Genomic DNA, 556 nt, shown 5'->3' on the forward strand with positions numbered 1-556 from the left:
AATGGTACGTTCCCACGCGTTACTCACCCGTCTGCCGCTCCCCTTGCGGGGCGCTCGACTTGCATGTGTTAAGCCTGCCGCCAGCGTTCGTTCTGAGCCAGGATCAAACTCTCAAGTTGAAAATTTGATAATTGGCTATTTTGGTCAAACATTCATCTTCAAAGACAAATGCTCAAAACCTTGGTCACGCTCAAATTGACGAGAACATATTTACACACCAGACAATCCGAAGATCATCCAGGTAACATAGTTCTTATCCAAGAAACGTGTCCGCCAAAGTTCTTTCGACAGTTCGATCTCTCGAACCATCCGCAGACAATGCCGCCCACGTTTCTCTTTCTTCTGTATAAAATTGTCAAAGAACAGACGATCTCAAACCGTCGAAAATCTCAATCCGCTCACAAAGCCCGCCGCCAATCACCCAACCCGAAGGTCAAATCCTGTCAGCGCCTCGTCTGCGGTGCCGGGCTTCTAGATCAGTCAAACCAACCTGTCAACCACTTTTTTCGAAGAAAATCACAAACTTAATCGAAGTTCTTTTCTTCTAACATCAACA

General features: G+C 46.4%; 1 rRNA gene. It reads right to left on the bottom strand.

Annotated elements, in window-relative coordinates:
- Window positions 1-119 (bottom strand): 16S ribosomal RNA (locus tag ACS5UA_RS22865); the annotation flags it as partial.
- Window positions 120-556: the final 437 nt, after the last annotated feature.

The sequence above is a fragment of the Brucella sp. RRSP16 genome (assembly GCF_052246815.1).
In the GTDB taxonomy this organism is placed as follows: Bacteria; Pseudomonadota; Alphaproteobacteria; order Rhizobiales; family Rhizobiaceae; genus Brucella; species Brucella intermedia.